The organism is Gordonia oleivorans (assembly GCF_040044975.1).
Lineage (GTDB): Bacteria > Actinomycetota > Actinomycetes > Mycobacteriales > Mycobacteriaceae > Gordonia > Gordonia oleivorans.
The window spans coordinates 25,712-52,207 of the sequence record NZ_JBDZDI010000006.1 but is presented as its reverse complement, the minus strand read 5'-3'; the positions used below and the strand labels follow the sequence as shown (position 1 = coordinate 52,207).

Below are 26,496 nucleotides of genomic sequence, written 5' to 3'. Positions count from 1 at the left end.
TTCAGGGCGCTGTCAACGGAACCGCGCCCGCTCGAGGGGCTACCAGGTGCCGCCCGCGCAGAACGTGAGGTAGCTCGGCTTGTCCGGATCGAGGACGAGGCGTTGCTGCCGGCCGCGGGCCTTGATGAGGTCGGGGACCACCGTCAGATACCGGGGGAAACTGGCCGCGTAGACGTCGACGCGCAGGCGGTGCCCGGGCTGCAGGACGGCGTCGGTGGGCACGAGGTCGACGTCGATGCGGACCGGTTCGTCGGCGGGTACGGGCAGCTTGCGCTTGCGGGACAGGAAGTGGTGGGCGCCGAGCAGGCTGCCGTCGGAGGCGTAGGTGGACTTCGAGCGGTCCAGTGCGCGGTTCGACGATGACAGTGCGCCGTTGGTGAGGACCGTCGAAGTGCCGTCGGGCGCAACATCATTGACGGTGACCGCCCAGATCGCCTCGTGGGCGGTGGTGGCGACGTTGAGGCGCAGGTTCATCGCACCGCTGACCTGGGTGGCCTCGGTGACCGGTGCGCTCGTGAACGACAGGCCGCCGCGTTCCTGGAAGCGGGCGTCGAGGGTGAAGCGGTCACCGAACACCATCGACGCGCCCGCGGTCACCTGCGTCATGTCGCGTGAGACCAGTCCGCGCAGGTCCGGGTGTACGTGCAGCGACGAAATACCTTGTGCGGGAGATGAACTCAACGAGCCGTCGTGGACGGCGTGGGTGGCCGTGTCGGTCGGCTCCTCGGTGAGGAAGAGCTTCACCGGTCGTACCCCGGTGCGCGGGAAAGCGGTTCCGGCGGTCCAGGATCCGCCCTGCTGCAGCATGGTGACCGGGCCGTAGAACTCGATGCCGTTGCGGTGGCCCTTGAGCCACCGGTCGAACCAGGCGCGTTCGAGGACGTCGAGCCGCGGCGGGGCCGATGCGCCGCCCTGGCCGGTGCCGACGTCGAAGTGGTAGCCGTCGCCGACCAGCATCTGCTTGCGGCCGGGCTCGAGGGTCATCCGCTCGTAGATGCCGGTGGCGCTGCGCCCGAACAGGTCGTGCCAGCCGCCGACGGTGAACGTCGGGGCGTCGATGCGGTCGACCTGCGGGTCGCGTTCGTCGAAGTAGGGGTCGTCGAAGATGCGGTCGTCGCGGGCGGTGAGGAATCCCCAGAGCAGAGACGGGATTTCGGTTGCCGGCGAGGCGATGCGATCGCGCAGCAACTTCAGCGAATCGCCACGGAAGACGTCACGCAGGGTGGTCGACGGATTGGGTACCCACTTGAGGATGTTGACCACCGACAACCACAGCGGGATGAACGCCGACGGCATGCCGCCGGTGATGTAGATGTCGCGGACGATGTCGTCGCAGCCCTCGACGGCGAAGACGGCGCCGAGTTCGGCAGGACGTTTGTCGGCGGCCTGCAGTGAGTTGATCGCCGAATACGACCAGCCGGCCAACCCGACCTTCCCGTTGCACCACTCCTGCTCGGCTGCCCAGGAGATGACCTCGACGGAGTCCTGTTGTTCACGTCGGCCGAGGATCTGCCACTTGCCCTCGCTGGCGCCGGTGCCGCGGACATCGACGATCACCTGCACGTATCCGCTCTGTACGAGGGAGCGGTTGATGCCGAAGACGTCGAGGATGCCGCCGGCGAGGGTGCCGGTGAGCCGGGTCAGTCCGGCCAGGGCGGTGCCGGTGGCGTCGATGGACGCCGACGCCGACCGCAGCGCCTTGCCCAGGACCGGGGCATGGGTGGTGGTGTCGATGAGGTCGACCGCCGCGCGGTTGTACGGGTTGATGTTGACGACGGCCGGATAGGGGGTCAGGACGGTCTGGCCGAAGCGGTTGGCGGGGCGGACGACGGTGGCGCGCAGGCGGGTGCCGTCGCTCATCGTGATCGCGACGTCGCGGTCGATGACCACGCGCGGGTAGGTCTGCTCGCCGTCGACGGCCTCACGCCAGCGGATGCCGTCGGCGCCGCCGGTGGGATCGCCGAGGGGCAGTGTGCCGAAGTGTGGGGCACCGACCGGCGTCGCACGCTGCGGCGTCCCACGGGGAATCGAACTGGTGTCCAGCTGGTAGGTCATGGCGCTTCACCCTGCCTGGGATGCCCAACGGCGCGGACGCCGCGTCACACCCCCTCGTGTCCGCGGAAGCGAGTGAAACTGCTCTTACACTTTGTGTCGCACATCACTTCCGACCGCCGACGATAGTGCATGGCGGGTATCGGATAGGCAACGAGGTCGGACGCATTTGTGTCACGGAGGTAAAAGGCCAGGTCATGGGTTGGCGTTTGGGGGCAAAACCGTCCAGTCGGACAGGTGGGTGATCGGATGGACGACGGGGCGGGGGTGGTCTGACGCCGGGGAGGTCTGACGCCGGGCGGTCTGCGCGGAGGCTCGGCGGGAGGCTCGGCGGGAGGCTCCGACCACGGATTTGGTTGTCGACTGGTGCTCCGGTACCGTTATCTCTCGGTGTGACGCGCTATGCCGCGTCGTATCGGTTCAACCAGAGACCGTTGGTCATCGGGAGCGATCCCGATCGAAGGGCGACGAAAGTCGGCGGCCCACGCAGGGAGAACGAGGAACAACCGAAGATCACGCCCCTGCGGCGTACTTCTGAGTGTGACGCCCCGTGCCTTTCTGTGTGCCGGGGCGTTTGTCGTCTCTCTCGGGTCATCCCGACCTCGGTCCTCTGCCTTGAACCCTGACCAAACTCAACTCGAGTGATGAGGAAGGAGGCGAAGTATGGCCAAGTCCGACAAGGTTTCTGCAGTTGCAGAGATCGCCGAGCAGTTCGAGGGCGCCACGGCTGCAGTCGTCACGGAGTACCGTGGCCTGTCCGTCAGCCAGATCACCGATCTGCGTCGTTCCCTCGGTGAGGGTGCAACCTACTCCGTCGCCAAGAACACCCTGGTGAAGCGTGCTGCCGAGAAGGCGGGCGTGGAAGGGCTCGACGAGCTGTTCACCGGCCCGACCGCGATCGCCTTCATCGAAGGCGAGCCGGTGGTGGCCGCGAAGGCGATCAAGACGTTCGCCAAGGACAACAAGGCTCTCGTCATCAAGGGCGGGTTCATGGACGGCCGTGCGCTGTCCGTGGCCGAGATCGAACAGATCGCCGACCTTGAGACCCGCGAGGTCCTGTTGGCCAAGCTCGCCGGTGCCATGAAGGGCAACTTGGCAAAGGCTGCCGGCCTGTTCAACCAGCCGGCATCGCAGGTGGCGCGCCTCGCCGCGGCCCTGCAGGAGAAGCAGCAGCAAGAAGCCGGCGAGTAGTACGGCACTCGCCACTGCAAGAACCATTCCCGCTCCGCGGGAGACACCCCATCCCGGTCGGGATGACTTACCCCCGAACCGGGGACAGACAGGAAGGACGCCACCATGGCGAAGCTCACCGCTGACGAGCTCATCGATCAGTTCAAGGAACTGACCCTGCTGGAGCTCAGCGATTTCGTGAAGAAGTTCGAAGAGGTCTTCGAGGTCACCGCGGCTGCTCCGGTCGCCGTTGCGGCTGCCGGTGCTCCGGCTGCCGGCGGTGCCGCCGAGGCTGCTGCCGAGCAGGACGAGTTCGACGTCGTCCTCGAGGCTGCCGGCGACAAGAAGATCCAGGTCATCAAGGTCGTGCGCGAGGTTGTCTCGGGCCTGGGCCTGAAGGAAGCCAAGGACCTCGTCGAGGGTGCTCCGAAGGCGATCCTGGAGAAGGTCGACAAGGACGCCGCCGAGGCTGCCAAGGCCAAGCTCGAAGAGGCCGGCGCCAAGGTCTCCGTCAAGTGATTCGAGGCGCTTCGGCGCCTGTGGGTCACCGCGCTTACGCGCGTGCTTGACACATACCCGCGAAACCCGGGACAGCGAGTCTGTCCCGGGTTTCGTGCTGTCCGAGGGCGCTGTCGGCGTCGAAGTGGGCGCTGTCAGTGGGGAGGTGAGCGCTGTCGACGCAAGGGTCCGAGAGCGGCCGAGGGGGAACCGGCGAACCCTCGTCGAACCGTCGCCGACTAGTATTTCCGCGCGTGACTGCAGTGCTGCCCCGTCGGGCGTTCACGGCCATCAACATCATCGGGGCCGTCGTCCTGTTCCTCGGGGTGTGCCGGGTGTTCGGACAGCCGTGGCTGGTGCATCTCGGCCCCACCAAGTACTGGGGACCGCCGGTGGATCTGCAGATCTATCGGTACGGCGGCCAGTTCCTCTTTCACGGGCAGCATCTCTACGACGGTCCGATGCCGCAGGCCAACGATTCCATCCTGCCGTTCACCTATCCGCCGTTCGCGGCGCTGGCCTTCGTGCCGATGAGTTGGCTGCCGGTGCGGGTGCTGTCGGTGATCTTCCTCGTCATCGGGTGCCTGCTGACGTTCTGGCTGATCCGGGTGCTGCTGCGCCGCGTCGGGTGTGGTGACCTCCCGATCGGCGCGACGATGCTGCTGACCGGTATCGCCTACCAGCTCGAGCCGGTTCGGATCACGCTGGATCTGGGGCAGATCAACCTGATCCTCGCCGGGCTCGTCATCGCCGACACCCTCTGGGATCGGCGGCCCGCGTGGGCCGAGCCCTACCGCGGACTGCTGGTCGGCATCGCCGCGGCGATCAAGATGACCCCCGCCGTCGTCATCATCTACTTCATCGCGCGACGGCAGTGGCGGGCCGCGATCAACGTCGGGGTGGGATTCGTCGTCGCGACCGGCATCGCGTGGGCGATCGTTCCGGCGGATTCGCTGAAGTACTGGACCTCGACGGTGTTCGACCCGGACCGCATCGGCGGGCTCGCCTTCGTCTACAACCAGGGCATCGCCGGCGTGCTGGCCCGGATGGGGATGTCGGACAGTCAGCGGTCGCACTGGTGGCTGCCGCTGTGCGCGATCGCGGGGCTCTACTGTCTGGTGCTCGCGTGGCATCTGGCCAAGCGCCGCGAGTACGAACTGTGTTTCCTGGCCGCCTGGGCGGTGGCGTTGCTGGCCACCCCGGCCGCCTGGATTCACCACTGGGTGCTGACCAGCGTGTACATCCTGGTGTTCCTCGTCGTCGGCGTACGGGCTCTGCGAGCGCTGCGGGAGCCGCAAAACGACGAGCCGCAACCCGATGCCCCGCCGACCATCGCCGGGGTCTCGTCGAAAACCGTCGCGTGGGTGTTCATCGCGCTCGGTGTGCTGGGTCTGGTGGCGCAACTGCCCGGCCCGTCGTTGTTCCTGCCGAGCGCACAGCTCAACGAACTGCGCTGGGGATGGTGGGAGAACATCTACGGCAACTCGTCGTTGATCTGGCTGCTCCTCGTCCTGGTGATCTCCTGGTGGCTGCCGTTCGCGCGGGTCCGCGAGATCTGGGAGGGGTCGGGAAAGAAAGAGGCGCGGCTCACGTCGCCGCCGCAGATGGGACCGGGCCCACTTGCCGGATTCGATTCGATCCGCTAATGTCATCGCCCGAGGGATAAGTTACCGAGCGGTAGATTCCCTCACGTTCCACGCTGGACAGGGTTCGACAACAGTGTGGTGGGTCGCGAACTGTCAGTCCGTTAGAGTGACCCCAACCACAAATGTCGCCGGCGAGTGGCACTTCACACCGAAGTGTCACTGGGGGCAGAGATCGTCTGGAGGAATGCAGTGGGTGTTGAGGTCAGTGTCGAGGGGCTCACGAAGTCGTTCGGTTCTCAGAACATTTGGCGTGATGTGACGTTGACCTTGCCGGAAGGTGAGGTCAGTGCGTTGCTGGGTCCGTCGGGTACCGGTAAGTCGGTGTTCCTGAAGACCCTGATCGGTCTGCTGCATCCCGAGCAGGGGTCGGTGATCATCGACGGCACCGACATCACCCAGTGTTCGGCCAAAGAGCTGTACGAGATCCGCAAGCTGTTCGGTGTGCTGTTCCAGGATGGTGCGCTGTTCGGTTCGATGAGTTTGTTCGACAACATCGCGTTCCCGCTTCGTGAGCACACGAAGAAGAAGGAGAACGAGGTCCGCGACATCGTGATGGAGAAGATCGACCTGGTCGGTCTGGCCGGTGCCGAGGACAAGCTGCCCGGTGAGATTTCCGGTGGTATGCGTAAGCGTGCCGGTCTGGCGCGTGCGCTGGTGCTGGATCCGCAGATCATCCTGTGTGACGAGCCGGACTCGGGTCTGGATCCGGTGCGTACCGCCTACATCTCGCAGTTGTTGATCGACATCAACTCCCAGATCGACGCGACGATCCTGATCGTGACGCACAACATCAACATCGCCCGCACCATCCCGGACAACATCGGCATGCTCTTCCGTAAGGAGCTGGTGATGTTCGGTCCGCGTGAGCAGCTGCTCACCTCGGACCAGCCGGTGGTCAAGCAGTTCCTTTCCGGTGACCGTTTCGGTCCGATCGGTATGTCCGAGGAGAAGGACGAGGCCGTCCAGAAGCAGGAAGAGGCGATGCAGGCCGCCGGTATCGGCGGCGGCGGTACCAAGGACGACTTCTCCGAGATCATCCCGCAGGTGCAGCCCAATCCCGGTATGCCCGAACGCAAGGCGGTGGCCCGTCACCGTGAGCGGGTGCTCGAGCTTCTGCCGTCGCTGCCGGAGAACGCCCAACGCGCGATCCGCGAGTCGATGGCCAAGGAGGACGAGGTCCGCGCCGCCAACGACGCCCACGCCCGCGAACAGGGACAGGGACAGGGACAGGGCGAGTACGCCGCGCAGGGTTCCGGCGGCGAATGGACGTCCGCGGCCGGCGGTGTCGCCGTCGCCGACGCCCCGACCGACGTCTACCAGCGCGACGAACAGAACTTCGCACAGCAGTACCCCGGTGACGAGACCGACACCTACGACTTCGGCGGCAACGACGCTCCCACCCAGCAGTGGGACGTGCCGCCAGCGGAGCAGGCGACCCAACAGGTCGACACCACCAAGACGCCGAAACACGGCGGCGGGCGGAGTTAACACAGAATGGCCAATGCCACCACGCGTGGCGCGGACAAGATCGCAGCAGCCGGAACGAGCGCGCTCGCCCAGACGGGCAACATCGTTCAGCTGTTCGTCGACGTTGCGCGCCAGACCTTCGTCCGGCCCTTCCAGTTCCGGGAGTTCATCCAGCAGGCCTGGTTCATCGCCAGTGTGACGATCCTGCCGACGGCGCTCATCGCGATCCCGTTCGGCGCGATCGTGTCGCTGCAGACCGGGTCGTTGATCAAGCAGCTCGGCGCCGAGTCGTACACCGGCGCCGCCAGCGTGCTCGTGGTGATCCAACAGGGATCGCCGCTGGTGACCTCGCTGCTGGTGGCCGGTGCGGCCGGGTCGGCGGTCGCCGCCGACCTGGGCTCACGGACCATCCGTGAGGAGATCGACGCGATGGAGGTGCTGGGCATCAATCCGATCCAGCGCCTGGTGGTGCCGCGGGTGCTGGCCATGGTGCTGGTGGCGATCCTGCTCAACGGTCTGGTCGCGGTCGTCGGCATCGGCGGTGGCTACTTCTTCAACGTCGTCGTCCAGGGCGGTACACCCGGCGCCTATCTCGCGTCGTTCGGTGCGTTGGCCCAGCTCGCCGACCTGTGGATCTCGACGGTCAAGGCCGCGATCTTCGGTGTCATCGCCGGAGTCATCGCCGCCTACAAGGGACTCAACCCGAAGGGTGGTCCGAAGGGCGTCGGTGACGCGGTCAACCAGAGCGTCGTCATCACGTTCCTGCTGCTGTTCCTTGCCAACCTGATCATCACGGCGGTCTACCTGCAGATCGTCCCGCCGAAGGGGAGCTAGCAGTGGCCAACAGCGGCGTGACCATCGCCAAGAGCCGCCCGGAGTACTACCTCTACGAGGCCAAGAAGATCGCGGGTAAACCGCTGAAGATCCTCGACGGCGCCGGCGATCAGATGTCCTTCTACGGGCGCACCCTGGTGTGGATTCCTCGGACGCTGGTGCATTACACCCGTGAGGTGCTGCGGCTGCTGGCCGAGGTGGCCTTCGGCTCCGGTGGACTCGCGGTCATCGGCGGCACCGTCGGCGTGATGGTGCTGATGTCGGGATTCACCGGCGTCGTCGTCGGCCTGCAGGGCTATGCGGCCCTCGACCAGATCGGGTCGCAGGCCCTCACCGGATTCCTCTCGGCGTACGTCAACACCCGCGAGGTGGCGCCGCTGGTGGCGGCCCTGGCGTTGTCGGCGACGGTCGGCTGCGGTTTCACCGCGCAGCTCGGCGCCATGCGCATCTCCGAGGAGATCGACGCCCTGGAGTCGATGGCGGTGCCGTCGATCCCGTTCCTGGTGTCGAGCCGGGTGATCGCCGGGTTCATCGCCGTCATCCCGCTCTACGTGCTGGGCCTGCTGTCGGCGTATCTGGCCTCCCGCGTCATCACGACCGTGTTCAACGGGCAGTCCGGTGGCTCCTATGACCACTACTTCAACCTGTTCCTACCGCCCGCGGACGTGCTGTGGTCCTTCGGTAAGGTCCTGATCTTCGCGTTCGTGATCATCCTGGTGCACTGCTACTACGGCTACTACGCCAGCGGTGGCCCCGCCGGCGTCGGCGTGGCCGTCGGCCACGCCGTCCGTGCCGCACTGGTGTTGATCGCGGTGCTCGACTTCTTCCTCGGTCTGGCGATCTGGGGAACCACGACGACCGTCAGAGTGGGGGGTTAGCCGAGATGGCGACGCTGCGCCGCCGTCTTCTCGGCATCGCATTCCTGGTCGTGGTCGCACTGTTCTTCACGGTGACGATCATGAAGTTCAACAAGACGTTCACCGACTTCACCACGGTGACCCTCAAGACCGACGCGGTCGGCAACGCACTGCCGGCCAACGCCGACGTCAAGGCACGTGGCGTGGTCGTCGGCGAGGTGCGTTCGGTCGACCCCGCTGCCGACGGCAGCGTCAACGTGGAGCTGGGCCTGAACCCGGACATGGCCGATCAGATCCCGGCCACCACCACCGCGCGCATCCTGCCCAAGACGCTGTTCGGTGAGCGGTATGTGGACCTGCAGGTGCCGACGACGACCGGCGGTCCGACGCTGACCAACGGCGACACGATCGAGACCGACTCCTCCGGCAACGCCAAGGAACTGCAGGATCTGTTCGACAAACTGCTGCCGGTGCTCGACGCGATCCCGCCGCAGGATCTCAACGTCACCCTGACCTCGCTGTCGCAGGCGCTGTCGGGGCGTGGCGAGAAGCTCGGCGCCACCGTCGAAGACCTCAACACCGTGTTCGCCGGGATCAACCGGAATCTCCCGGCGCTGGAGGGCACGATCCAGGGACTCGCATCCTTCTCGCAGACCTACTCCGAGGCCCTGCCCGACGTCATCGACGCGCTCGACAGTTTCCGGACCACGTCGAACACCATCGTCGAACGCCAGGGTGACCTGCGTACGTTGATCGCCACCCTCGGCGTGGCCGCCACCGACACCACCGGCTGGCTGCAGCGCAACGGCGACAACGTGGTGGACCTCTTCGTCGACTCCGAGCAGTTGCTGACCGGCCTGGCCAAGCAGTCACCGACGTTCGTGTGCACATTCCACAACTTCGCGACGCTGGTCCCCGAGTCCCGCAAGATCGTCGGTGCCGACACCGACAATCCGGGTGTGCGGGTGAACCTGCAGTTCGTGAACCCGCGTGGCCGCTATCTGCCCAACCAGGACGAGCCGCGGTTCTTCGAGACCGATCCGCCCGCGGTCTGCTACGAACCGGCCACCAACGGCCGTCCGTTCCCGCAGTACCCCGGCGGTGGACTGGCCGACGGCTCCTACCAGCCGCCATCCCGGAACGCTGGGCCCCGTAACGTGCCGACGCTGCCGCAACCGCAGTTCACCACCACCCCGGTGGGCGTCATCCACCAGTCGGCCTTCGACGACCCGGATTTCCGTACCCAGCTCAAGCTCATCTACGGCAGCGCCACCGGCACCCGGCCGGCGGACGTGCCGACCTGGGTCGCCATGCTCGGCGGCTCGGCGCTGGCCGGTGCGGAGGTGCACATCCAGTGAAGTCTCTCGCGGGACCGCTGATCAAACTGATCACCTTCGCGGTCGTCACCGTCGTGGCCACCAGCCTGCTGGCGCTGACCATCGCCAATGCCGGCGGTGACGGCGACAGCAAGTACAACGCCGTCTTCACCGACGCCGCCCTGCTCAACAAGGGCGACGACGTGCGCATCGCCGGTGTGCGCGTCGGCCAGGTCACCGATGTGGCGGTGTACGACCAGAACAAGGCCATGGTCAAGTTCAACGTCAACCGCTCGTTGCCGGCCGGAACCCAGCTCTACATCCGGTACCGCAACCTGACCGGTCTGCGGTATCTGGCGCTCGAGCGCGGTGCCGGCGACGCCGATGACACGGTGTCGCCCGGATTCACCTTCGGTACCGACCCGCAGGTCCGCGACACGCATCCGGCGGTGAACCTCACCGAACTGTTCAACGGGTTCAAGCCGTTGTTCCGGCAGCTCTCGGCGGAGGACGTGAACACCCTGTCCGACGAGATCATCAAGATCTTCCAGGGCGAGAGCGGCAGCATCTCCAGCCTCATCTCGTCCACCTCGTCGCTGACCAATTCGCTGGCCGACCGCGACAAGGTGATCGGTGATCTGATCGTCAACCTCACCAAGGTGCTCGACACGGTGAACAAGAACGACGAGAACTTCACCTCGCTGCTCGACAACACCGAGCAGTTGGTGACCGGCCTTGCGGCGCAACGTGGTTCGGTGGGATCGGCCATCGCGTCGGTGTCCAACCTGACGACGGTGACCGCGTCGATCCTGTCGCAGTCGCGACCGGCCATCCAGGGTGACATCGCCGGACTGAAATCGCTGGCCGATCAGATCAACGCCCGCAGCGACGACGTCAACCAGTTGCTCACCAACCTGCCGGTGAAGCTGCAGAAGATCGGGCGCGCGGCCACCTTCGGATCGTGGTTCCAGTTCTATCTGTGCGGCATCGACGTGGTGGCCGGCAACGGCAAGTCGACCCTGCTCACGCAGCCGGTGGTACCGCTGCCCGACATCAACCATGTGCTCTACACCAGCGCGGCGACCCGATGCTGGAAAGACGGACAGCCCGGGGGGTGATGAGAGATGACCGAGCATGACAACACCGCGGCAGACGGCTCCCAGGGGGCCGAGTCCGCGCCGGCACCGAAGCAGAACACGCATCCGCATCGTCGATTCGGGGGTCATCGCAGCCCCGTGTCGATCGGCGGGATCGGTATCGCGATCCTGCTCATGGTGGCGATCTCGGCGTTCTATCTGACGTCGTTGCCGCTGGTCGGTCAGGCCGCCATCTACACGGCAAAGTTCACCGAGGCCGCCGGGCTCAAATCCGGCAACGAGGTGCGGGTGGCCGGCGTGAAGGTCGGCGAGGTCACCGACGTGGCCCTCGACGGCAACCGCGTCGACGTCCGCTTCCGCGTGTCCAACACCTGGATCGGCAACCAGACGCAGGCGTCCATCCAGATCAAGACGGTGCTCGGGCAGAAGTACCTCGCGCTCAACCCGCGCGGCAGCGAGCTCGCCGATCCGGGTGTGCCGTTGACCGACACGGTCAGCCCGTATGACGTCATCGAGGCGTTCTCCGATGCGACCACCCAGATCGAGGATCTCGACACCGATCAGTTGGCGACGTCGATGTCGACGCTGTCGGAGGCCTTCTCCGGCACCGCCGGCGACATGGGGCCGGCACTCGACGGCATATCGCGGCTGTCCAACACCATCGCCAGCCGCGATCAGCAGGTGCAGAAGTTGCTCGCCGCGACCAAGGACACCTCCAAGATCCTCGCCGACCGCAACGAGACCTTCGTCAGGCTCATCGCCGGCGCCGGTCAGTTGCTCGACGAACTGAACAACCGGCAGAAGAACATCTCCGCGCTGCTGGCCAGTACGACGAGTCTGTCGACGGCACTGACCGGCATCGTGCGTGACAACGAGCAGCAGATCGGCCCGGCACTCGATGCGCTCAAGGGCGTCAACGAACTGCTGACCAAGCAGAACGCGAACCTGCGGGCGGCGATCACCAACATGGCGCCGTTCTACCGGCTCTACGCCAACGTGCTCGGCAACGGCCGCTGGTTCGAGATGGTGGTCACCAACCTGCTGCCGCCGGCATTGCCGCAGCAGAACACGACGCGACTGCCCAACAAGCAGGTGCTGCAGAACAACGGTGGAACGGAGGCAACCGGATGATGTCGGCCGCTCCCGATCTCACCACCACGGCCGGACCCGGCCGCTGGTTCACCCCACGTCACATCGTCTACATCATCTTCGGCGTGATCATCGCGATGATCGTCGCCGGAGTGCTGTGGTGGCTGTTCTCGGCCCTCGGCACCACCAAGGTCACCGCGACGTTCGCACGGTCGGTCGGCATCTACGAGGGTTCCGATGTCCGGGTCCTCGGCGTCGCCGTCGGCAAGGTCGACTCCGTCGAACCCGACGGTGACAACGTGAAGGTGACGATGACCGTCGACCGCGGCGTCGACCTGCCCGCCGACGTGAAGGCCGTGCAGATCATCCCGTCGGTCGTCGCCGACCGGTACGTGCAGCTCACCCCCGCCTACTCGGGCGGCCCGAAGGCCGGCAACGACATCACGCTCTCGCGGGATCAGACGATGGTCCCCGTCGAGATCGACCAGGTGTATGCCAGCGTCCAGAAACTGTCGGAGGCACTCGGCCCGGACGGCGCGAACTCCGACGGCGCGGTCACCGAGGTGATCCGCACCGGCGCGGCCAACCTCGACGGCAACGGCGACAAGCTCGGCTCGGCCATCGAGAACCTGTCCAAGGCGAGCACCACGCTGTCGGATTCCAGTGGCGACCTGTTCGACACGATCAAGAATCTGAACACCTTCGTCGGGGCGTTGCGGGAGAACGACGCGCAGGTGCGCCAGTTCAACTCCCAGATGGCCGACTTCAACAGCTTCCTGGCCGGGGAGCGTCAGCAGCTGGCCACCGCCCTGAACAAACTGTCCTACGCCCTCGGTGACGTGGCGACGTTCGTGCAGGACAACCGGGAGCAGATCGGTCAGACGCTCAAGGATCTGCAGCCGACCACACAGGCCCTGCTCGATACGAAGACTTCGCTGAAGGAGGTGCTGACGGTGCTGCCGCTGACGATCAACAACCTGATCAACGCCTACGACGCCGAGTCCGGCACCCTCGCCATGCGATTGACGCTCCCGGATCTGCAGAATCTGCTCGCCCCGCAGTGCAAGTTCCTCGACCTCGGGCAGCTGCTGCCGGGCAACCCGGCGGCGACGCAGTTCAGTGATACCCTCGCCCCGTTGATCAACCAGTGCGTCAACATCGCCGACCAGATCAACGACAACGTGCTCACCCCGATCCTGCCGGTGCTGCCGTTCGGCATCATGAGCAACGGCAAGCTGCAGCAGTACCCGGTGCCGGGCACGGTTCCCGGCACGCCCGATCAGAACCTCAATCCGGGTCCGGCAGCGACCTCGACCACCCCGACGCCTGCGTCGACCTCGACCGCCCCGAGCACCCGGAACGGGGGGAACTGAGATGGCGAGTCTGCAATCGATTCGGAAACCCCTGCGGCTGCGGGGTATCCGTGCCCGGATGGTGTGGGCGTTCACCGCGCTCACCATGGTGGTGCTGGTGGCCGGATGCGGCAGCAACGGTATCCAGTCGATCCCGCTGCCCGGCGGCGTCGACGTGGGTGACAATCCACGCACCTACACGATCCAGTTCAGCGACATCCTGGATCTGGTGCCGCAGTCGGCGGTGAAGCAGAACGGCATCGCCGTCGGCCGCGTCACGAGCATCGAGGTGCCCGACAACCAGTGGTATGCGCTGGTGACCGTGAAGGTGAAGAACGAGGTCGACCTGTCCGATGAGGCGCGGGCCGCGGTGCAGCAGACCTCGCTGCTCGGCGAGAAGTTCGTGTCGCTGGAGGACCCGGCGCAGGACACCTCGGCGCCGCGGCAGGGTTCGGATCAGCCGATCCCGCTGGACCGCACCCGCACCGCCACCGACATCGAGCAGGTGCTCGGTGCGCTGTCGATGCTGCTCAACGGTGGCGGCCTCAATCAGCTGCAGCCGATCGTCACCGAACTGAACAAGGCGTTCGAGGGCCGGACCAATCAGTGGAGGGGGCTGCTGAACAACGCCTCGACGCTGATCGCCTCCCTCAACCGGCAACGCGACGACATCATCACCGCGATCGACGGACTCGACAAGTTGTCGTCGCGGGCCGCGGCGCAGACCGAGCAGATCGACCGCATCCTCAAGGAGCTCCCGGCCGGTGTGGCCGTGCTCGAGGAGCAGCGTCCGCAGTTCGTGGATCTGCTCACCAAGCTCGACAAGCTCGGCGAGGTCGGCACCGATGTGCTCGGCCGGGCGCGTGAGGAGATCGTCACCGACCTCAAGGCGTTGCGTCCGGTGCTGACCGAATTGTCCAAGGCCGCACCGGATCTGATCACCTCGGCACCGCTGATGCTGACCCATCCGTTCCCGGATTCGTTGCTGCCCGCGGTGCAAGGTGATTCGACCAACCTGTTCATGACGCTGGATCTGCGCACGCTCAACCAGCTCGAGGCGCTCGGCGTCGGCCAGGGCAACCCGGTCTATTCGCCGCCGAAACGTCACCAGGTGCCGGTCAACAGCGCCAACCCGTACTACAACGGCAACGGTCCGCGGTACGGGTGGCCGACGGTCACGTTGCTGCCGCCGGCGAGCAACTCCCGGCCCGGGCCGAACACACCGCCGTCGGGCGGTACCTATCCGGCCACCTACGCCCCGGTGCCGGCCCAGGGACAGGGCATTCTCGACAAGACACTGGCGTCGATGGGGGTGAGTTCATGATCAGCAAGCTCGTGAAGATCCAGTTGATCGCCTTCACCGTCGTCGGCATCCTCGCGATCGTCTACGTCGGCGCCAAGTACGCACGCCTGGACAAGCTCGTCGGCGTGGGCACCTACACGGTGACCGCCGAGATGAAGCAGTCCGGTGGCATCTTCACCAACGCCGAGGTCACCTACATGGGTATCCCGGCCGGTCGCGTGGGTGCGATGACACTGACGCAGACCGGCGTGAACGTCACCCTCGAGATGGATTCCGACGGCCCGGACATCCCCGCGTCGGCGGTCGCGGTGGTGGCCGAACGCTCGGCGATCGGTGAGCAGTTCATCGATCTGCAGCCGTCCGAGTCGACGTCGGGTCCGTACCTGCAGGACGGGTCGACGATCGAACCGGACAAGGTGTCGATCCCGGCGCCGCTGGAAGATGTGGTGGCCTCCGCGGTCAACTTCACCGACTCGATTCCGGTGGACGATCTGCACACCGTCATCGTCGAACTCGGCAAGGCGTTCAACGGGCAGAGCGACAACCTGACGCGGCTGGTCGACTCGCTGAACACCCTGGCCAAGGCGGGTGCGGACAATCTCAGTGACACCATCTCGCTGATCCAGAGTTCCGATGTGGTGCTGTCCACCCAGGCGGCGCAGTCCGACGAGATCCTGACGTGGTCACGCAACCTGAACCTGGTCACCGCGACGCTGGCGTCGGCGGATCCGGATGTGCGCCGGCTGCTCACCAATGGCATCGCCTCGGCGACGCAACTCTCGGAGCTGATTCAGGAGAACGGCAACGATCTGGGCAAGGTCGTCGGCGATCTGGCCGGGGTGGCCCGCGAGATCCAGCCGGCCACCTTCATGACGTCGGGGACCTTCGCGATGCTCTCGGCAGTGTCGGCGGGCAGCCACTCCCCGGCACCGGGTGACGGGCAGATCCACTTCGGCATCGTGCTGGAGACCAACAACCCGCCGGCGTGCACCAAGGGTTATGAGAGCACGAACGAGATGATCAAGAAGATCAAGGAGCGCGACCCCACCTTCGACATCCGCTACGACGACTTCCCGTTCAACACGAACGCGTCGTGTGACGTGCCGTTCGGCAATCCGACCGGTGTGCGGAGCGCGCAGCGCGTCGAGTACGCGAATCCGGACACCGTGCAGCCGTGGGACTCCACGCCGAAGAAGGATCCGGACAAGCTGAACCTCAATCCGCTGGCCACCCAGCTTGCCTATCTGTTGGGTGTGCGTCCGGTGAAGCCGGGTGGATTCGGCTACGGCGTGGGCGGGTGACGCGGCGGCAGGGGAGCGGTTGGCGTGATTGGCAACCTCTCAGGTCCGATCGTTACAGTGACGCGCGATGACGACGAAGAATGATGTCCTGATCCGCAAGGTCGCCGCCGTTGTCGCGGTGCTCGCGGTGATCGCGGCGCTGGGATGCGTTGCGTACTACGGGTACCGGGCATACCAGGTGTATGCGGTGGAGAACCCGGCGCAGCAGGCCCGCGACGACGCCACCGGCGCCGCCGAGCAGGCGATGCTCAATGTGACGACGATCGACCCGAAGAACATGAATGCGTTCAACCAGCGGCTGCAGGCCAGCTTCGCCGGCGACGCGCTCGAGCAGGTTCGTCAGCAGGTCGTGGCCACGCTGGACCCGCAGCTGCAGTCCGCCGGTGACCAGGTCGGTTCGACGACGTCGCGGGTGGTTCGCTCGGCTCCCACCGAGGTGAGCGCCGACGACGGCACCGCGCAGATCCTGGTGTACCTCGCCGTCACCGGCAAGATGCCCGGTCATGCCACCGAGACGCCGAGCACGATGGGCTTTTTGGTCGGCATGCAGAAGTTCGACGACACCTGGAAGGCCATCAAGGTGAGCCCGCTCGACGGCATCTCCTACGCCGACGACGGTTCGACCAGCGCTGCTCCCACCGAGTCGGCGGCCACACCCGCCCCGACCCAGGCTCCGGCAGGTGGTAACTGATGGCCCGCAAACCACAACAACGACGCCCCGGTTACCGACCCAAGGTCGCCGGCTCGCAGCAGCGCCCCGAGGTCACTGACAGCGCTCGTGCTGACGTTGACAGCGCTCCCGAGGTCACTGACAGCGCTCAAGACACCGTTGACAGCGCTCAGCCTGACGTTGACAGCGCTCTGCCTGACGTTGACAGCGCTCAGGACTCCGCTGGCAGCGCTCCCGAGGTCACTGACAGCGCTCAAGATTCCACTGACAGCGCTCCCGTGTCCGCGACCGACAAGGCCACCGTCTCGCTGACCAAGCGTGACGAGGACGACGCGGCCGACGCGGACGACGAGGAGGCCGAGGACGACGCGTCGAAGTCCGACGCCGCCACCGAAGCCGACACCACCAAACCCGATACGACCGTCGACACCACCAAACCCACCGCGAAGAAGCGGACGGTGGCGCGTGTGTCGACGATCAAACCGCAGCCCGAGTCGGCCGGCGGGAAAGCCGGCAGCAAGACGGGTCCGGGCCGAAAGGTCAAGTCCCAGAAGCGTTCCCGTGAGTTCTCCTGGTACTCGACGCGGCTGATCGCGATCGTCGGCGCGGTGGCGGTGGTGCTGGGGATCGTCGCCCTGGTACTCGGACTGCATCCGGGCGCGACCATCGGTCCCAACCGGGCATTCATCGACCAGGCCGCGACCACCGATCTCACCGGTCAGGCGCAGACCAAGATCTGCACCATCAACTCGGCCCGGAGCAAGGACTTCGACAAGTGGGTCGGCGAGGTCCGGCCGATGATGACCGGTGAGGCGCTGAGTCAGTTCAACACCGCGGTGCCGGCGATCAAGGAGCAGTTCGGTCAGCAAGAGGTGACCAACGACTGCAAGGTCGACGCGATCGGGGTGTCGGACATGTCCGGCGACGCCGACGGCTCGACGGCCACCCTCCTGGTGAACTTCGTCGTGTCGGGCACCGCCAACGGCGCGCCGACGCAGAGCCTGATCTCGCGGTATCAGGTGTCGATGGTCAAGCAGGGTGACCAGTGGCTCGTCGAGAAGTTCACCGACCTGTAGACAGTCGTGAAAATCGCGGTGTCATTCGAACTTTTCTTCCACAAATCTGCGCGTAGCGCTTGACGTGGGGCCCCCGGCGGGCCAATCTGTCACCAGCGAATATCGCGTCGGCAGCCATCGCGCGACTCGCTCTCACGACACCGGTCGGCGGTTGCGTTCACGCCTGCTTGACATAGGGTGTCTCTTTCCTGCTATAGTTGGACGTTGCGCTGGCTGCCTCCTGTCCATCTAACGATTCTCCTTCCAGTCACCTTGTGTGAGCTGCGGTGATCGCCGATCCAGGTTTGTCACCAGCGAACGGCCCTATCAGCCACACCACGCTAGGCAGTGAACACATCGTGTTGGAAGGACGCACCTTGGCAGTCGACCGCCAGTCCACCTCAACCACCATCCCCGGCGCACCACACCGCGCCTCGTTCGCAAAAATCAGCGAACCCCTGGAGGTACCGGGCCTCCTGGATCTCCAACTCGACTCGTTCGAATGGCTCGTCGGATCGCCGGAATGGCGCGCCAAGGCGATCAGCCGCGGCGACGAGCGCCCCACCGGCGGACTCGAAGACATCCTGCACGAGCTGTCCCCGATCGAGGACTTCTCGGGATCGATGTCGCTGTCCTTCTCCGACCCACACTTCGACGAGGTCAAGGCCTCCGTCGAGGAGTGCAAGGACAAGGACATGACCTACGCGGCGCCGCTGTTCGTCACCGCGGAGTTCATCAACAACAACACCGGTGAGATCAAGTCGCAGACCGTGTTCATGGGCGACTTCCCGATCATGACCGACAAGGGCAGCTTCATCATCAACGGCACCGAGCGTGTCGTGGTGAGCCAGCTCGTGCGCAGCCCCGGCGTGTACTTCGATGCCAACATCGACAAGACCACCGAGAAGACGCTGCACACCGTCAAGGTGATCCCGAGCCGCGGCGCCTGGCTCGAGTTCGACGTCGACAAGCGCGACACCGTCGGTGTCCGCATCGACCGCAAGCGCCGCCAGCCGGTCACCGTGCTGCTCAAGGCCCTCGGCTGGACGAACGAGGAGATCTCCGAGCGCTTCGGATTCTCCGAGATCATGATGTCCACCCTGGAGAAGGACAACACCGCCAACCAGGACGAGGCGCTGCTCGAGGTCTACCGCAAGCTGCGTCCGGGCGAGCCGCCGACCAAGGAGTCCGCGGAGAACCTGCTGGAGAACCTGTTCTTCAAGGAGAAGCGCTACGACCTGGCCCGCGTCGGCCGCTACAAGGTCAACAAGAAGCTCGGTCTCACCGACAACCCGATGACCGGCGAGGCGACCCTCACCCGTGAGGACATCGCCGCGACCGTCGAGTACCTGGTGCGCCTGCACGACGCCGACCCGCACACCGTGTCGTTCGCCAAGGTGGCAGGGCCGGAGTCGCTCGACGTGCCGATCGAGGTCGACGACATCGATCACTTCGGCAACCGTCGTCTGCGTACCGTCGGCGAGCTGATCCAGAACCAGATCCGCGTGGGCCTCTCGCGTATGGAGCGTGTCGTGCGTGAGCGCATGACCACCCAGGACGTCGAGGCGATCACCCCGCAGACCCTGATCAACATCCGTCCCGTCGTGGCGGCGATCAAGGAGTTCTTCGGCACCAGCCAGCTGTCGCAGTTCATGGACCAGAACAACCCGCTGTCGGGTCTGACCCACAAGCGTCGTCTGTCGGCGCTGGGCCCGGGTGGTCTGAGCCGTGAGCGCGCCGGCCTCGAGGTGCGCGACGTGCACCCCAGCCACTACGGCCGCATGTGCCCGATCGAGACCCCGGAAGGCCCGAACATCGGCCTGATCGGTTCGCTGTCGGTGTACGCGCGGGTCAACCCGTTCGGCTTCATCGAGACCCCGTACCGCAAGGTGATCGACGGTGTCGTCTCCGACACCATCGAGTACATGACCGCCGACGAGGAGGATCGTTACCTCATCGGGCAGGCCAACACCGCCTACGACCTCGACGGCAACATCACCGACGATCGTGTGCTGGTGCGTAAGAAGGGCTCGGAGGTGGAGTTCGTCTCCGCCGCGCAGGTCGAATACCTCGACGTGTCGCCGCGTCAGATGGTCTCCGTCGCGACCGCGATGATCCCGTTCCTCGAGCACGACGACGCCAACCGCGCCCTGATGGGTGCGAACATGCAGCGTCAGGCCGTGCCGCTGGTGCGCAACGAGTCGCCGCTGGTCGGTACCGGCATGGAGTTGCGTGCCGCCGTCGACGCCGGTGACGTCATCGTCTCCGGCAAGACCGGTGTGGTCGAGGAGGTCTCCGCCGACTACATCACCGTGATGGCCGACGACGGCACCCGCGACACCTACCGGATGCGCAAGTTCGCCCGCTCCAACCACGGCACCTGCGCCAACCAGCGTCCGATCGTGGACGAGGGTCAGCGCGTCGAGTCCGGCCAGGTCCTCGCCGACGGCCCCTGCACCGAGAACGGTGAGATGGCCCTCGGTAAGAACCTCCTCGTGGCGATCATGCCGTGGGAGGGTCACAACTACGAGGACGCGATCATCCTGAGCCAGCGTCTCGTCGAGGAGGACACCCTCACCTCGATCCACATCGAGGAGCACGAGATCGACGCCCGCGACACCAAGCTCGGTGCCGAGGAGATCACCCGGGACATCCCGAACGTCTCCGACGAGGTGCTCGCCGATCTCGACGAGCGCGGCATCGTCCGCATCGGTGCCGAGGTCCGCGACGGCGACATCCTGGTCGGCAAGGTCACCCCGAAGGGCGAGACCGAGCTGACCCCGGAAGAGCGTCTGCTGCGTGCCATCTTCGGTGAGAAGGCCCGCGAGGTGCGCGACACCTCGCTGAAGGTGCCGCACGGCGAGACCGGCAAGGTCATCGGTGTGCGCGTGTTCAGCCGTGACGACGACGACGATCTGCCCCCGGGCGTCAACGAACTCGTCCGCGTCTACGTCGCGCAGAAGCGCAAGATCCAGGACGGCGACAAGCTGGCCGGCCGGCACGGCAACAAGGGCGTCATCGGCAAGATCCTCCCGCAGGAGGACATGCCGTTCCTGCCCGACGGCACCCCGGTCGACATCATCCTGAACACCCACGGTGTGCCGCGTCGTATGAACATCGGCCAGATCCTGGAGACCCACCTCGGGTGGATCGCCAAGGCCGGCTGGAACATCGACGTCGCCAACGGTGTGCCGGATTGGGCGTCGAAGCTGCCCGAGGACATGTACTCGTCGGCTCCCGACACCAACACCGCCACCCCGGTGTTCGACGGTGCGCGTGAGGAGGAGCTGACCGGACTGCTGTCCTCGACGCTGCCCAACCGCGACGGTGAGGTGATGGTCAACGGCGACGGCAAGGCGACGCTGTTCGACGGTCGTTCCGGCGAGCCGTTCCCGTACCCGGTGTCGGTCGGCTACATGTACATCATCAAGCTGCACCACCTGGTCGACGACAAGATCCACGCCCGCTCGACCGGTCCGTACTCGATGATCACCCAGCAGCCGCTCGGCGGTAAGGCCCAGTTCGGTGGCCAGCGCTTCGGTGAGATGGAGTGCTGGGCCATGCAGGCCTACGGCGCCGCCTACACCCTGCAGGAGCTGCTGACGATCAAGTCGGACGACGTGGTCGGCCGCGTGAAGGTGTACGAGGCCATCGTCAAGGGCGAGAACATCCCCGAGCCCGGCATCCCCGAGTCGTTCAAGGTGCTCCTCAAGGAGCTCCAGTCGCTCTGCCTCAACGTCGAGGTGCTGTCCAGTGACGGCGCCGCGATCGAGATGGCCGACACCGACGACGAGGATCTCGAGCGCGCCGCGGCCAACCTCGGCATCAACCTGTCGCGCAACGAGTCGGCCACGGTCGACGACCTCGCGAACTGACCAGCGCACGTGGGGGCTGCACAAGCCCCCACGTGTCACCCCCATTCAGTCGAATTCAAGAGCTTGCTCAGGGAAGGCATAGAGTGCTCGACGTCAACTACTTCGACGAACTGAAGATCGGTCTTGCGACGGCCGATGACATCCACAACTGGTCGTACGGCGAGGTCAAGAAGCCCGAGACCATCAACTACCGCACGCTCAAGCCGGAGAAGGACGGCCTGTTCTGCGAGAAGATCTTCGGACCGACTCGCGACTGGGAGTGCTACTGCGGCAAGTACAAGCGTGTGCGCTTCAAGGGCATCATCTGCGAGCGCTGCGGCGTCGAGGTCACCAAGGCCAAGGTCCGCCGCGAGCGGATGGGTCACATCGAGCTCGCCGCACCGGTCACCCACATCTGGTACTTCAAGGGTGTGCCGAGCCGGTTGGGCTACCTGCTCGACCTCGCGCCGAAGGATCTCGAGAAGATCATCTACTTCGCCGCCTACGTGATCACCTCCGTCGACGACGAGCTGCGTCACAACGAGCTGTCGACGCTCGAGGCCGAGATGGAGGTCGAGAAGAAGGCTGTCGCCGATCAGCGCGACGTCGACCTCAACGAGCGGTCGGCCAAGCTCGAGGCCGATGTCGCCGAACTCGAGGCCGAGGGTGCCAAGGCCGACGTGCGCCGCAAGGTCAAGGACGGTGCCGAGCGTGAGATGAAGCGCATGCGCGACGCCGCGCAGCGTGAACTCGACGGTCTCGAGGAACTGTGGGACAAGTTCGTCAAGCTCGCCCCCGGTGACCTGATCATCGACGAGAAGCTCTACCACCAGCTGCAGGACCGCTACGGCGAGTACTTCACCGGTGCGATGGGTGCCGAGGCGATCAAGAAGCTCCTGGAGACCTTCGACATCGACGCCGAGGCCGAGTCGCTGCGCGAGACCATCCGCAGCGGCAAGGGCCAGAAGAAGCTGCGTGCGCTCAAGCGACTGAAGGTCGTGGCCGCTTTCCAGCAGTCCGGCAATTCGCCGCTGGGTATGGTGCTCGACGCCGTGCCGGTGATCCCGCCGGAGCTGCGTCCGATGGTGCAGCTCGACGGTGGCCGCTTCGCGACCTCCGACCTGAACGACCTGTACCGCCGCGTCATCAACCGCAACAACCGCCTCAAGCGACTGATCGACCTCGGTGCCCCCGAGATCATCGTCAACAACGAGAAGCGGATGCTGCAGGAGTCGGTGGACGCCCTGTTCGACAACGGCCGCCGCGGCCGTCCGGTCACCGGACCGGGCAACCGTCCGCTGAAGTCGTTGAGCGATCTGCTCAAGGGCAAGCAGGGTCGTTTCCGTCAGAACCTGCTCGGTAAGCGCGTCGACTACTCGGGCCGTTCGGTCATCGTCGTCGGCCCGCAGCTCAAGCTGCACCAGTGCGGTCTGCCCAAGCTGATGGCGCTCGAGCTGTTCAAGCCGTTCGTGATGAAGCGTCTGGTCGATCTCAACCAGGCCCAGAACATCAAGTCGGCCAAGCGCATGGTGGAGCGTCAGCGTCCCGCCGTGTGGGACGTCCTCGAAGAGGTCATCGCCGAGCACCCGGTTCTGCTGAACCGTGCGCCGACGCTGCACCGCCTCGGTATCCAGGCCTTCGAGCCGCAGCTGGTGGAGGGCAAGGCCATCCAGCTGCACCCGCTGGTGTGTGAGGCGTTCAACGCCGACTTCGACGGTGACCAGATGGCCGTGCACCTGCCGCTGAGCGCGGAGGCACAGTCCGAGGCCCGCATCCTGATGCTGTCCTCGAACAACATCCTCTCGCCGGCCTCGGGTCGCCCGCTGGCCATGCCGCGTCTGGACATGGTGACCGGCCTGTTCTACCTGACCACCCTCAAGGAGGGTGCGGCAGGCGAGTACCGGGCGGCCACCGCCGACACCCCGGAAGAGGGTGTCTACTCCAGCCCGTCGGAGGCCATCATGGCCGTCGACCGTGGGGTGCTGACCGTGCAGTCGCGCATCAAGGTGCGGCTGACCGACCAGCGTCCGCCGGCCGACGTCGAGGCCGCCGAGTATCCGGACGGTTGGCGTTACGGGCAGCCGTGGACCACCATCACGACCCTGGGTCGGGTGCTGTTCAACGAGCTGCTGCCGATCGAGTACCCGTTCGTCGACGAGCAGATGCCGAAGAAGCGTCAGGCCGCGATCATCAACGATCTCGCCGAGCGCTATCCGATGATCGTCGTCGCGCAGACCGTCGACAAGCTCAAGGACGTCGGCTTCTACTGGGCCACCCGTTCGGGTGTCACCGTGTCGATGGCCGACGTGCTCGTGCCGCCGGCCAAGACCGAGATCCTCGAACGTTACGAGGAGCGTGCCGATGGCCTGGAGCGCAAGTTCCAGCGTGGTGCCCTGACCCCGGATGAGCGGCGCGACGCGCTGGTCGAGATCTGGAAGCAGGCCACCGAAGAGGTCGGCAAGGTCATGGAGGAGTACTACCCCGAGGACAACCCGATCATCATGATCCCGAAGTCGGGTGCCACCGGTAACCTGACGCAGGTTCGTAACCTGTCGGGCATGAAGGGTCTGGTGACCAACCCGAAGGGTGAGTTCATCCCGCGTCCGATCAAGTCCTCCTTCCGTGAGGGCCTGACCGTGCTGGAGTACTTCATCAACACCCACGGTGCCCGAAAGGGTCTGGCCGACACCGCACTTCGCACCGCCGACTCGGGTTACCTGACCCGTCGTCTGGTGGACGTCAGCCAGGACGTGATCGTCCGCGAGACCGACTGCAACACCGAACGCGGCATCGTGGTGTCGCTCGGTGAGAAGCAGCCGGACGGTTCGATCATCCGTGACGCGCATGTGGAGACCAGCGCCTACGCCCGCACCCTCGCCGCCGACGCCCTCGACGAGAACGGCAACGTCATCGTCGAGCGTGGACACGACCTGGGCGACCCGGCCATCGAGGCACTGCTGGCCGCCGGCATCACCTCGGTGAAGGTCCGTTCGGTCCTGACGTGTGCGACCGGCACCGGCGTGTGCGCGATGTGCTACGGCCGTTCGATGGCCACCGGCAAGCTCGTCGACATCGGCGAGGCCGTCGGTATCATCGCCGCCCAGTCGATCGGTGAGCCCGGAACCCAGCTGACCATGCGTACCTTCCACCAGGGTGGCGTCGGTGACGACATCACCGGTGGTCTGCCGCGTGTGCAGGAGCTCTTCGAGGCGCGCGTGCCCAAGGGTGTCGCGCCGATCGCGGAGGTCTCCGGCCGGGTGCGTCTGGAGGACGACGACCGCTTCTACAAGATCACGATCATCCCCGATGACGGATCGGAAGAGGTTGTCTACGACAAGATCTCGAAGCGTCAGCGTCTGCGTGTGTTCAAGCACGACGACGGCTCCGAGCGTCTGCTCGCCGACGGTGACCACGTCGACGTGGGTCAGCAGCTGATGGAGGGTTCGGCGAACCCGCATGAGGTGCTGCGCGTCATGGGTCCGCGTCAGGTGCAGGTGCACCTGGTCAACGAGGTCCAGGAGGTCTACCGCAGCCAGGGTGTGTCGATCCACGACAAGCACATCGAGACCATCGTGCGCCAGATGCTGCGTCGCGTGACGATCATCGATCACGGTGCCACGGAGTTCCTGCCCGGTTCGCTCGTCGAGCGCGCCGAGTTCGAGTCCGCGAACCGTCAGGTGGTCAGTGAGGGTGGCGAGCCCGCGGCCGGACGTCCGGTGCTGATGGGTATCACCAAGGCCTCGTTGGCAACCGAGTCGTGGCTGTCGGCGGCGTCGTTCCAGGAGACCACGCGTGTCCTGACCGATGCGGCCATCAACAGCCGCAGCGACAAGCTGATCGGTCTGAAGGAGAACGTGATCATCGGTAAGTTGATCCCGGCCGGTACCGGCATCAACCGGTACCGCAACATCCAGGTTCAGCCGACCGAGGAGGCGCGCGCCGCGGCGTACGCGATGCCCGCCTACGACGACACCTACTACAGCCCGGACGGCACCTTCGGTGCCCCGTCGGGCGCTGCGGTGCCGCTCGACGACTACGGCTTCTCCGGAGGCGACTACCGCTAGTCACTCTGCGCGGCGTCACGACGCAGCGTCAGAGACCAACGGCCCCCACACCTTTCGGTGTGGGGGCCGTTGTCGTCGGTGTGTCGGTGTGTCGGTATCGCGACCGGGGATCAGCCGCGCGAGCTCTCCGCCGACGTGGCGTCCTCACCCCGGCCGGCCTGCAACCGCAGCCCCGCCAGGATGAGTTCGAGGCCGGACCGGAACTGGTCGGCGTCGTCGTGGCCCTCGAACTCGTCGACGATGTAGTGCATGTACGGGTACTTCGCCGCGTCCAGTGCCCGCCACTGATCGACCACCCGGCCCAGGTAGGCCTCGCGTGAGGTGGTGCCGTCGATCACCTCCTGGGGCGGTTCCTGGCCCAGGTCGGCGGCCACGCCGATGACGTAGCCGAGTACCGCCGACACCGCGTGGAAGGCCTGCCGCGGGGACAGATCCAGCCGCATCGCCTGCTCACCGATGCGTTCGTACAGCTCCAGCGCATTGGACTGGATGGTGGTGTTGCGCATGAAATACGCAGCAAGCCAAGGTCTTTGGACTATCGCAGCGAAGACGGTCTCGGCGATCGCGCGAATGTTGTCGATCGGATCCTCGGCGTCGCGCATGTTCTCCAGGTCGGCGAGGATGCCCGCCACCACGTGGTCGGTGGCGCGGTCGAGGAGTTCGTCCTTGTTGGACACGTACCAGTAGATGCTGCCGACGCCGCCGCCGAGTCGGGCGGCGAGCGCGCGGAAGGTCAGGGCCGATTCACCGGACTCGTCGAGTAGGGCCACGGCCGCCTCGATGACGGTCTCCATCGAATGTGATGCGCGCCGACGGGTGGTGCGTGCTCCGGGTGCCATGACACCCATCTCATCACACCGCCCGCCGCGGC

The 26,496-nt window shown here is 65.7% G+C and carries 18 protein-coding genes; 16 read left to right on the top strand and 2 right to left on the bottom strand.

Features of this window, described 5'->3' with window-relative positions:
• Positions 1–39: 39 nt before the first annotated feature.
• Positions 40–2,055 carry a CocE/NonD family hydrolase gene (locus ABLE92_RS11675; RefSeq protein WP_348804933.1) on the bottom strand — a complete coding sequence of 672 codons (2,016 nt, stop codon included), beginning with the start codon at positions 2,053–2,055 and terminating at the stop codon, positions 40–42.
• Between the two features lie 660 nt (positions 2,056–2,715).
• Between ABLE92_RS11675 and rplJ the strand changes: the two genes are divergently transcribed.
• The 16 genes from rplJ (at position 2,716) to ABLE92_RS11595 (ending at position 25,625) form a co-directional block, all read left to right on the top strand.
• Entirely contained in the window at positions 2,716–3,243 is a 528-nt protein-coding gene (rplJ, locus tag ABLE92_RS11670) for a 50S ribosomal protein L10 (RefSeq protein WP_348804932.1), read from the top strand.
• Positions 3,244–3,348: 105 nt separating this feature from the next.
• Positions 3,349–3,741 carry a 50S ribosomal protein L7/L12 gene (gene rplL / locus ABLE92_RS11665; RefSeq protein ID WP_348804931.1) on the top strand — a complete coding sequence of 131 codons (393 nt, stop codon included), beginning with the start codon at positions 3,349–3,351 and terminating at the stop codon, positions 3,739–3,741.
• Between the two features lie 233 nt (positions 3,742–3,974).
• Positions 3,975–5,366 carry a glycosyltransferase 87 family protein gene (locus ABLE92_RS11660; RefSeq protein WP_348804930.1) on the top strand — a complete coding sequence of 464 codons (1,392 nt, stop codon included), beginning with the start codon at positions 3,975–3,977 and terminating at the stop codon, positions 5,364–5,366.
• Between the two features lie 189 nt (positions 5,367–5,555).
• Positions 5,556–6,854 (top strand): ABC transporter ATP-binding protein, encoded by a 1,299-nt coding sequence (locus tag ABLE92_RS11655; protein WP_348804929.1) that lies wholly within the window; start codon positions 5,556–5,558, stop codon positions 6,852–6,854.
• 6 nt (positions 6,855–6,860) lie between these two features.
• Positions 6,861–7,667 carry an MlaE family ABC transporter permease gene (locus tag ABLE92_RS11650; RefSeq protein ID WP_348804928.1) on the top strand — a complete coding sequence of 269 codons (807 nt, stop codon included), beginning with the start codon at positions 6,861–6,863 and terminating at the stop codon, positions 7,665–7,667.
• Between the two features lie 2 nt (positions 7,668–7,669).
• On the top strand, positions 7,670–8,545 hold the full coding sequence (locus ABLE92_RS11645) for an MlaE family ABC transporter permease (protein WP_348804927.1): 876 nt from the start codon (positions 7,670–7,672) through the stop codon (positions 8,543–8,545).
• A 5-nt stretch (positions 8,546–8,550) separates the two neighbouring features.
• Positions 8,551–9,882 (top strand): MCE family protein, encoded by a 1,332-nt coding sequence (locus ABLE92_RS11640; RefSeq protein ID WP_348804926.1) that lies wholly within the window; start codon positions 8,551–8,553, stop codon positions 9,880–9,882.
• Positions 9,879–10,958, top strand: coding sequence for an MCE family protein (locus ABLE92_RS11635; RefSeq protein ID WP_348804925.1), 1,080 nt, complete (start codon positions 9,879–9,881; stop codon positions 10,956–10,958). Before ABLE92_RS11640 ends, ABLE92_RS11635 begins: the two co-directional genes overlap by 4 nt.
• A gap of 6 nt (positions 10,959–10,964) precedes the next feature.
• Positions 10,965–12,068, top strand: coding sequence for an MCE family protein (locus ABLE92_RS11630; protein ID WP_348804924.1), 1,104 nt, complete (start codon positions 10,965–10,967; stop codon positions 12,066–12,068).
• The gene (locus ABLE92_RS11625; RefSeq protein WP_348805118.1) at positions 12,068–13,399 is read left to right on the top strand and encodes an MCE family protein; all 1,332 of its coding nucleotides are present in this window, start codon (positions 12,068–12,070) and stop codon (positions 13,397–13,399) included. The genes ABLE92_RS11630 and ABLE92_RS11625 overlap by 1 nt, the downstream gene beginning before the upstream one ends.
• Before the next feature lie 58 nt (positions 13,400–13,457).
• Positions 13,458–14,702 (top strand): MCE family protein, encoded by a 1,245-nt coding sequence (locus tag ABLE92_RS11620; RefSeq protein WP_348805117.1) that lies wholly within the window; start codon positions 13,458–13,460, stop codon positions 14,700–14,702.
• Positions 14,699–15,982 (top strand): MCE family protein, encoded by a 1,284-nt coding sequence (locus ABLE92_RS11615; protein WP_348804923.1) that lies wholly within the window; start codon positions 14,699–14,701, stop codon positions 15,980–15,982. Before ABLE92_RS11620 ends, ABLE92_RS11615 begins: the two co-directional genes overlap by 4 nt.
• A gap of 67 nt (positions 15,983–16,049) precedes the next feature.
• Positions 16,050–16,673: a hypothetical protein gene (locus tag ABLE92_RS11610; protein ID WP_348804922.1), complete on the top strand. Its 624-nt coding sequence runs from the start codon at positions 16,050–16,052 to the stop codon at positions 16,671–16,673.
• A gap of 257 nt (positions 16,674–16,930) precedes the next feature.
• On the top strand, positions 16,931–17,728 hold the full coding sequence (locus tag ABLE92_RS11605; protein ID WP_348804921.1) for a hypothetical protein: 798 nt from the start codon (positions 16,931–16,933) through the stop codon (positions 17,726–17,728).
• Between the two features lie 356 nt (positions 17,729–18,084).
• Entirely contained in the window at positions 18,085–21,582 is a 3,498-nt protein-coding gene (gene rpoB, locus ABLE92_RS11600) for a DNA-directed RNA polymerase subunit beta (protein WP_348804920.1), read from the top strand.
• Positions 21,583–21,665: 83 nt separating this feature from the next.
• Positions 21,666–25,625 (top strand): DNA-directed RNA polymerase subunit beta', encoded by a 3,960-nt coding sequence (locus ABLE92_RS11595; protein WP_348804919.1) that lies wholly within the window; start codon positions 21,666–21,668, stop codon positions 25,623–25,625.
• 110 nt (positions 25,626–25,735) lie between these two features.
• On the opposite strand, the gene ABLE92_RS11590 is transcribed toward ABLE92_RS11595, so the two are convergent.
• The gene (locus ABLE92_RS11590) at positions 25,736–26,464 is read right to left on the bottom strand and encodes a TetR/AcrR family transcriptional regulator (RefSeq protein ID WP_348804918.1); all 729 of its coding nucleotides are present in this window, start codon (positions 26,462–26,464) and stop codon (positions 25,736–25,738) included.
• Between the last annotated feature and the right edge of the window lie 32 nt (positions 26,465–26,496).

What these genes read in the sequence shown, in the direction of transcription:
- ABLE92_RS11675 (WP_348804933.1), bottom strand. Translation starts at nt 2,055, where the DNA reads ATGACCTACCAGCTGGACACCAGTTCGATTCCCCGTGGGACGCCGCAG.
- rplJ (WP_348804932.1), top strand. Translation starts at nt 2,716, where the DNA reads ATGGCCAAGTCCGACAAGGTTTCTGCAGTTGCAGAGATCGCCGAGCAG.
- rplL (WP_348804931.1), top strand. Translation starts at nt 3,349, where the DNA reads ATGGCGAAGCTCACCGCTGACGAGCTCATCGATCAGTTCAAGGAACTG.
- ABLE92_RS11650 (WP_348804928.1), top strand. Translation starts at nt 6,861, where the DNA reads ATGGCCAATGCCACCACGCGTGGCGCGGACAAGATCGCAGCAGCCGGA.
- ABLE92_RS11640 (WP_348804926.1), top strand. Translation starts at nt 8,551, where the DNA reads ATGGCGACGCTGCGCCGCCGTCTTCTCGGCATCGCATTCCTGGTCGTG.
- ABLE92_RS11630 (WP_348804924.1), top strand. Translation starts at nt 10,965, where the DNA reads ATGACCGAGCATGACAACACCGCGGCAGACGGCTCCCAGGGGGCCGAG.
- ABLE92_RS11625 (WP_348805118.1), top strand. Translation starts at nt 12,068, where the DNA reads ATGTCGGCCGCTCCCGATCTCACCACCACGGCCGGACCCGGCCGCTGG.
- ABLE92_RS11620 (WP_348805117.1), top strand. Translation starts at nt 13,458, where the DNA reads ATGGTGTGGGCGTTCACCGCGCTCACCATGGTGGTGCTGGTGGCCGGA.
- ABLE92_RS11615 (WP_348804923.1), top strand. Translation starts at nt 14,699, where the DNA reads ATGATCAGCAAGCTCGTGAAGATCCAGTTGATCGCCTTCACCGTCGTC.
- ABLE92_RS11610 (WP_348804922.1), top strand. Translation starts at nt 16,050, where the DNA reads ATGACGACGAAGAATGATGTCCTGATCCGCAAGGTCGCCGCCGTTGTC.
- ABLE92_RS11590 (WP_348804918.1), bottom strand. Translation starts at nt 26,464, where the DNA reads ATGGCACCCGGAGCACGCACCACCCGTCGGCGCGCATCACATTCGATG.